Source organism: Mesorhizobium sp. M2A.F.Ca.ET.037.01.1.1 (genome assembly GCF_003998075.1).
In the GTDB taxonomy this organism is placed as follows: domain Bacteria; phylum Pseudomonadota; class Alphaproteobacteria; order Rhizobiales; family Rhizobiaceae; genus Mesorhizobium.
In genome coordinates this window covers 1-6,947 of record NZ_RZSA01000274.1, presented here as the reverse complement: position 1 = coordinate 6,947, position 6,947 = coordinate 1, and the positions used below count along the sequence as shown (strand labels likewise).

Sequence of the window (6,947 nt, the reverse complement as noted above, 5' to 3'; positions counted from 1 at the left end):
TTCATAAGACCATTCAAGCGCCTCAGGGCGCATCGGAGTTAGTCAAATGGCACACAAGAAAGCTGGCGGTTCGTCGCGCAATGGTCGCGATTCGCACTCCAAGCGTCTGGGCGTGAAGAAGTTCGGCGGCGAAGCCGTCGTCGCCGGCAACATCATCATTCGTCAGCGCGGCACGCAATGGCATCCGGGCACCAATGTTGGCATGGGAACGGACCACACCCTTTTTGCGCTCGAAGCCGGCGCAGTCACCTTCAACAAGAAAGCCAACGGCCGAACCTACGTATCGGTGAACCCGATTACCAAAGCAGCGGAGTAGCCGGTTCCGCACCATAACACCGGCGCCCATCTCGGGAACCGGTGTCTGGCCAGGCCAGGAAAAGGATCAGGAGAGATGGGCTCGCCCTCTCTCCTTTTTCATTTTTTCTTGCCCTGGAGGACTAAAATGGTTGCCGAAGCGGAAGACACCGAAGACGAAAGTTACGCGATCGATTGCCCGGCGCTGGCCACAGAGCGGCTGGTCATGCGCGCCCCGCGCGAGAGCGATCTCGAGCAACTCGTCACGCTAGCCGACAACCGACATGTCGCCGAAATGCTGGCCCGCATGCCGCACCCCTATGGCGAGGCCGAGGGCCGCACCTTCCTTGCCATGGCGGCGTCGCGGCGCGCCGGCATCGTCTATGCGCTGACGCTCAGGGAGAGCGACATTTTCGTCGGCTGCGCCGGCCTGAACACGACCGACCGCGGCCTGGAGCTCGGCTACTGGATCGGCGAGCCCTATTGGAAGCGCGGCTACGCCACCGAAGCCGCGCATGCGCTGGTCGACCTCGCCTTCCAGCGGACCTCGATCCAGGTGCTGCATGCCTCGACCCGGGTGATCAATCCGGCCTCGCGGCGGGTGATCCACAAATGCGGCTTCCAGTATGCCGGCCAGGGCATGCTGAATTCGATCGTCGCCGGCCAGGTGCCGGTCGAGCGCTATCGGCTCGACAGGAAGACATGGAACAGTCTCCGCAACTGGATCCACTATTGATCGGTGCTTCGGAAGGTTGAGCGGCGCGCCCTTACCCGGATTGCCAACCGAATTGCCAGGGCAATTCGGGTCAATCCGACCGGTCTCCAAGGGGAGAGGAGCAGGTAAGCGCCGGCGCCAACCTCTTCTCCCCTCGGGGAGAAGGTGGCCGCGTAGCGGCCGGATGAGGGGGAGTCCCGCGACTCAGCCCAGTTCGGCCCAGAGCGGGAGGTGGTCGGAACCGACGGCGTCCCGGTCGGACCACAGGCGCTGCAGCGATCTGGCGAGCGAGGCGCTGGTGAAGATGTAGTCGATGCATTTGTGGCGGCTCTTGTCGGCGGGTCGCTCAGGATCGACCCAGGTGACGAGGTCGGCGACCGCCAGACGCTGGGCGACGTCGACGGCGAGATCGGCGGTCAGCGGCATGCCGAACTCATGATCCGGCCGGCCGGCGAGCTCGACATATTCGGGCGAGCCCGGCAGCATGTTGAAGTCGCCCATGACGATGAAGGCTTCCGGATAGGGCAGGTCCGGCAGGCCGATCTCGGGAATGCCCGACAGGCCGCCGCCTTCCAGCGCATAGTTCAGGAGGCGCTGGCGCAGGAAACGGATCTGACCCTGGCGCTCGACCGGGCTGCGATGGTCGAGATGGGTGGAATAGAAGCGGATGAAGCCAAGCGGCGTCTCGATCAGCGCTTCCAATGCGCCACGCTGGAAGTTCATGGTCTCGAGGCTGCGGCTGCGCGGCAGAAGGAGATTGCGCGACAGATGAATGGGCGTCTTCGACAGCACCATGTTGCCGAGTTGGAAGGTCCGGGTGACGGCGCGGCCGGCGTCCACGCGCGAGCCGACATTGACCTCGAAATTGCTGCCATAGGCGGCAAAATAATCGGGCAGCGCCTCGCTGATCTCGGCCACCATGTCGCGGTCGCCGTTGCGCGGGTTGTTGCGGGTCACCTCCTGCAGCGCGATGACATCGGCGCCGCGCACCGCGTCGGCGATGCGCCCGACATCGTATCTGCCGTCAAGGCCGATGCCGTATTGGATGTTGTAGGAAACGATCTTCATTCCCGCGCCTCCCAGTCTCGCGCGCAAACAGTGCTATCGCGTCCTTGGCCCAAGGGCATCAGGCGCTTTAGTCGCAAAACGGGCCTCGCCCTTAGCTCCGCCTTGGTTTAAGGCATGCCTTAGAGCAATCGCTCATGGACATCAGCAGAAACTTGAAAATCCGATGAAATTCCTCGATCAGGCCAAGGTTTACATTCGTTCCGGCGACGGCGGCGCCGGATCGGTGTCGTTTCGGCGCGAGAAATTCATCGAGTTCGGCGGCCCGGATGGCGGCGACGGCGGGCGAGGCGGCGATGTCTGGGCGGAAGCGGTCGACGGGCTGAACACGCTGATCGACTATCGCTACCAGCAGCATTTCAAGGCCAAGACCGGCATGCACGGCATGGGCCGCAACATGACCGGCGCCAAAGGCGCCGACATCACGCTGAAAGTGCCGGCCGGCACCCAGATCTTCGCAGAGGACAATGAGACGCTGATCTGCGACCTGACCGTGGTCGGCCAGCGCTTCCTGCTGGCCAAGGGCGGCAATGGCGGCTTCGGCAACCAGCATTTCAAGACCTCGACCAACCAGGCGCCGCGCCGCGCCAATCCCGGCCTGCCTGGCGAGGAGCTCAGCATCTGGCTCAGACTCAAGCTGATCGCCGATGCCGGCCTGGTCGGGCTGCCCAATGCCGGCAAGTCGACTTTCCTGGCCGCCGTCACCGCGGCCAAGCCGAAGATCGCCGACTATCCGTTCACCACGCTCTATCCCGGCCTTGGCGTTGCCCGCATCGACGGCCGCGAATTCGTGCTGGCCGACATTCCAGGCCTGATCGAGGGCGCGCATGAAGGCGTCGGCATCGGCGACCGATTCCTCGGCCATGTCGAGCGCACGCGCGTGCTGCTCCACCTGGTGTCGGCGCAGGAGGAAAATCCCGGCAAGGCCTACAGGACGGTGCGCGCCGAGCTCGAGGCCTATGGTCATGGGCTGACCGATAAGGTCGAGATCGTCGCGCTTTCCCAGGTCGATATTCTCGACGCGGAGGCCCGCAAGAAGAACGCGGCCTCGCTGAAGCGCGCCGCCGGCCGCGCGCCGCTGCTTCTGTCGGCCGTCACCGGCGAAGGCGTCGAGGCCGTGCTGCGGGCGCTGATGGCGGTGGTTGCCGAATCTCGCGATGCCGTGCCGGCTCCCGTCGAGACGCGCTGGCAAAACCCATGAAATCGCTGAAATCATACCGGCGCGTCACGGTGAAGATCGGCTCGGCGCTGCTCGTCGACCGCGCGACGGGCTTGAAGCGCGACTGGCTGACCTCGCTTGCCGACGACATCGCGGTGCTTGCCAATGCCGGCGCCGAAGTGCTGGTCGTTTCGTCCGGCGCCATCGCGCTCGGGCGCACCATTCTCGGTCTCGGCAAACGCGCGCTGAAGCTCGAGGAGAGCCAGGCCGCCGCCGCCGTCGGCCAAATCGCGCTTGCCGGCGCCTGGTCGGACGCGCTCGGCAAGGATGGGCTGAAATCCGGCCAGATCCTCCTGACGCTTGGCGACACCGAGGAGCGCCGCCGCTATCTAAACGCGCGCGCGACGATCTCGACGCTGCTCAAGATGAAGGCGGTGCCCGTCATCAACGAGAACGACACGGTAGCCACCTCGGAAATCCGCTACGGCGACAATGACCGGCTGGCGGCGCGGGTGGCGACGATGATGGGCGCCGATCTTCTGGTGCTGCTCTCCGACATCGATGGGCTCTATACGGCGCCGCCGGCCAAGGACCCCGAGGCCAAATTCATTCCGGTGGTCGATCGCATCACGCCCGACATCGAGGCGATGGCGGGCGCCGCCGCGTCCGAGCTGTCGCGCGGCGGCATGCGGACAAAACTCGACGCCGGCAAGATCGCCAACGCCGCCGGCACGGCCATGATCATCACCTCGGGCACCAGGCTGTCGCCGCTGATGGCGATCGAGCGCGGCGAGCGCGCGACCTTCTTCAAGCCGAGCGCCAATCCGGTGAAGGGCTACAAGACCTGGATCGCCGGGCAGCTCGAGCCGGCCGGTCGGCTCACCGTCGACGCCGGCGCCATCGGCGCGCTGAAGTCGGGCAAGTCGCTGCTGCCGGCCGGCGTGAAACTGGTCAGCGGCAATTTCTCGCGCGGCGACACGGTGGCGATCCTGTCGCCCGAGGGTCGCGAGATCGCGCGCGGGCTGGTTGCGTATGACGCCGCGGATGCCGTAAGGATCGCAGGTCTGAAGACGGCCGAGATCGAAAACGTGCTCGGCTATGAGGCGCGTTCGGCGATGATCCATCGCGACGACCTTGTGGTAAGCGTCGCCGGCGACCACGTATTGGCCGACGACTAAGTATTGAACGACGACGGGCGGAGGATGACCATGCTGAAGCTGCATGAAAGATCCGGCGAAGACACGATTGCGCTGATGGCCGATATCGGCCGTCGCGCCCGCGCTGCCGCCCGACCGTTGGCCGTCGCTTCCACCGCAGCCAAGAACGATGCGCTTATCGCCATGGCGGACGCGATCCTGCGCAACGAGCAGGCGATCCTCGAGGCCAATGCCATCGACGTGTCGATTGGCGAGGAGGCCGGGCTGTCCGGTTCCTTCATGGACCGGCTGAAACTGACGCCTGCGCGCATCAAAGCAATGGCAGACGGCATTCGCGAGATCGCCGCGCTCAAGAATCCGGTTGGTGACGTCATCGCCGAATGGGACCGGCCGAACGGGCTGCATATCGAGCGCGTGCGCACGCCGCTCGGCGTCATCGGCGTCATCTATGAGAGCCGGCCGAATGTGACGGCGGATGCCGGCGCGCTCTGCCTCAAGGCCGGCAATCCGGTGATCCTGCGCGGCGGTTCGGATTCGCTCAATTCATCCTCGGCTATCCATGCCTGCATGGTCGAAGGGCTGAAGGCCGCCGGCTTGCCCGAGGATGCTATCCAGCTGGTGCCGACCACCGACCGCGCCGCCGTCGGCGAGATGCTGAAGGGGCTTTCGGGAAACCTCGACGTCATCATCCCGCGCGGCGGCAAGAGCCTGGTCGGGCGCGTGCAGACCGAGGCGCGGGTGCCGGTCTTCGCGCATCTCGAAGGCATCTGCCACCTCTATATCGACCGCTCGGCCGATCTCGACATGGCAGTGAAGATCGCCGTCAACGCCAAGATGCGGCGCACCGGCGTCTGCGGCGCGGCCGAGACGCTTCTGGTCGACCGCGCTGTGGCCTCCACGCATCTGGTGCCCATCCTCGAAGCGCTGCGGGCCGCCGGCTGCGAGATCCATGCCGACCAAGAGGTGCTGCGGGCTTTTTCCGAAGCCAGCCCAGCAACTGACGCCGACTGGGTGACGGAATATCTCGACGCCATCATCGCGGTGAAGCTGGTCGACGGCGTCGGCGAGGCGATCGAGCATATCGAGACCTTCTCGTCGCACCACACAGAGGCGATCATCGCCGAGGACGCGCAGGCGGTGGAAAAATTCTTCAACGAGATCGACTCGGCCATCCTCCTGCACAATGCCTCGACACAGTTCGCCGATGGCGGCGAGTTCGGCATGGGCGCCGAGATCGGTATCGCCACCGGCAAGATGCATGCGCGCGGGCCGGTCGGCGTCGAGCAGCTCACCTCGTTCAAATACCGCGTGCGCGGATCGGGACAGGTGAGGCCTTGACCTTTTTCGCCCGGCAGGCCTGAGGGAGGCCAAGGCGAATGCTTTCGCAAGCCGAGCAGACTGTCCCGGCCCGTTACTTTCGCATGCCGCACGCCGCCAGGGGCCTGACGGTCGGTCTCTTCGGCGGATCGTTCAATCCGCCGCATGCCGGCCATGCGCTGGTCGCCGAGATCGCGCTGAGAAGGCTGGCACTCGACCAGCTGTGGTGGATGGTGACGCCGGGCAATCCGCTGAAAAGCGCGCGGGAACTCGCGCCGCTCGCCGAGCGCATCGAGCTCTCCGAAAAAATCGCCAGGAATCCCAGGATCAAGGTCACCGCCTTCGAGGCAGCGCAGCATGTGCGCTATACCGCCGACACGCTGGCCCTGGTCAAGGCGCGCAATCCGGGCGTCGATTTCGTCTGGATCATGGGCGCGGACTCCTTGCGCGACTTCCATCGCTGGCAGCGCTGGCGCGAGATCGTGCTGACCTTCCCGATCGCGGTCATCGATCGCCCGGGCGCGACGCTCTCCTTCCTGTCGTCGGTCGTCGCCAAGACCTTCGACTACGCCCGCATCGACGAGGGCGACGCGCCGCTGCTCGCCCGCATGCAGGCACCGGCCTGGACCTTCATCCACGGGCCGCGCTCGTCGCTGTCGTCCACGGCGATCCGCAAGGCCGCGAACGGCTGAGCGCCGTCCTTCCCCCACAAGGGGGGAAGGGAAGTTCGGCCATGTCGCTTTTGCGGCGGCTTTTCCTGCTCCGATCAACGATGCTGCGCAGGCATGCTGAAGCAGAATCAAGCCGCAATCGATCCGGGTCGCGCCGAACAACCGGCGCCGCTGATCGCCATTGCCAGCGTCATCGTGTCGATGGCGCTGATCGCGATCGGCAATGGGCTGATGTTTGCCTATATCCCGGTGCGGCTCGGCGCCGATGGATTCGACCCGACCTGGGCCGGGCTGATCGTCACCGGGCTTTCTGCCGGCGGGTTGGCCGGCTGCATCTTGACCGGACCGCTGGTGCGGCGCGTCGGGCACGCTCGCGCCTTCATGGTGCTCTCGGCGCTGATCGCGCTTTCCAATGCCGCGATCGGGGCCGGGCCGATCCCGCTTTTGTGGATCGCCGCGCGGGCGCTTTACGGCTTCGCCATCTGCGGGCTGTTCATCGTCGCGCAGAGCTGGCTGAACGATGCCTTGCCGAATTCGATCCGCGGCCGGGTGATGGCAGTGTTCTATGT

Annotated in this window: 8 protein-coding genes; 7 read left to right on the top strand and 1 reads right to left on the bottom strand. The window is 65.4% G+C overall.

All coding sequences use genetic code 11. From position 1 onward, the window contains the following. Window positions 1-46: 46 nt before the first annotated feature. Together rpmA and EOA27_RS15575 are read left to right on the top strand one after the other, a co-directional pair. Complete coding sequence (gene rpmA, locus EOA27_RS15580; protein WP_040991608.1) at window positions 47-316, top strand: 50S ribosomal protein L27; 270 nt, start codon at window positions 47-49, stop codon at window positions 314-316. A 126-nt stretch (window positions 317-442) separates the two neighbouring features. Continuing rightward, window positions 443-1,030 carry a GNAT family protein gene (locus EOA27_RS15575; RefSeq protein WP_126080687.1) on the top strand — a complete coding sequence of 196 codons (588 nt, stop codon included), beginning with the start codon at window positions 443-445 and terminating at the stop codon, window positions 1,028-1,030. 183 nt (window positions 1,031-1,213) lie between these two features. Here the strand turns inward: EOA27_RS15575 and EOA27_RS15570 are convergent, their stop codons facing one another. Next, the gene (locus EOA27_RS15570) at window positions 1,214-2,077 is read right to left on the bottom strand and encodes an endonuclease/exonuclease/phosphatase family protein (RefSeq protein WP_126080688.1); all 864 of its coding nucleotides are present in this window, start codon (window positions 2,075-2,077) and stop codon (window positions 1,214-1,216) included. Between the two features lie 163 nt (window positions 2,078-2,240). On the opposite strand from EOA27_RS15570, the gene obgE reads away from it, so the two are divergent. The 5 genes from obgE to EOA27_RS15545 form a co-directional block, all read left to right on the top strand. Then, window positions 2,241-3,275: a GTPase ObgE gene (obgE, locus tag EOA27_RS15565; RefSeq protein ID WP_126080689.1), complete on the top strand. Its 1,035-nt coding sequence runs from the start codon at window positions 2,241-2,243 to the stop codon at window positions 3,273-3,275. Next, entirely contained in the window at window positions 3,272-4,411 is a 1,140-nt protein-coding gene (gene proB, locus EOA27_RS15560) for a glutamate 5-kinase (RefSeq protein ID WP_126080690.1), read from the top strand. Before obgE ends, proB begins: the two co-directional genes overlap by 4 nt. A gap of 30 nt (window positions 4,412-4,441) precedes the next feature. Next, window positions 4,442-5,728, top strand: a complete 1,287-nt coding sequence (locus tag EOA27_RS15555) for a glutamate-5-semialdehyde dehydrogenase (protein ID WP_126080691.1) — start codon at window positions 4,442-4,444, stop codon at window positions 5,726-5,728. An 83-nt stretch (window positions 5,729-5,811) separates the two neighbouring features. Next, window positions 5,812-6,399 (top strand): nicotinate-nucleotide adenylyltransferase, encoded by a 588-nt coding sequence (locus EOA27_RS15550; RefSeq protein WP_127256622.1) that lies wholly within the window; start codon window positions 5,812-5,814, stop codon window positions 6,397-6,399. A 93-nt stretch (window positions 6,400-6,492) separates the two neighbouring features. Beyond that, the coding region (locus EOA27_RS15545; protein WP_145970364.1) for an MFS transporter at window positions 6,493-6,947 on the top strand (455 nt) is incomplete at its 3' end.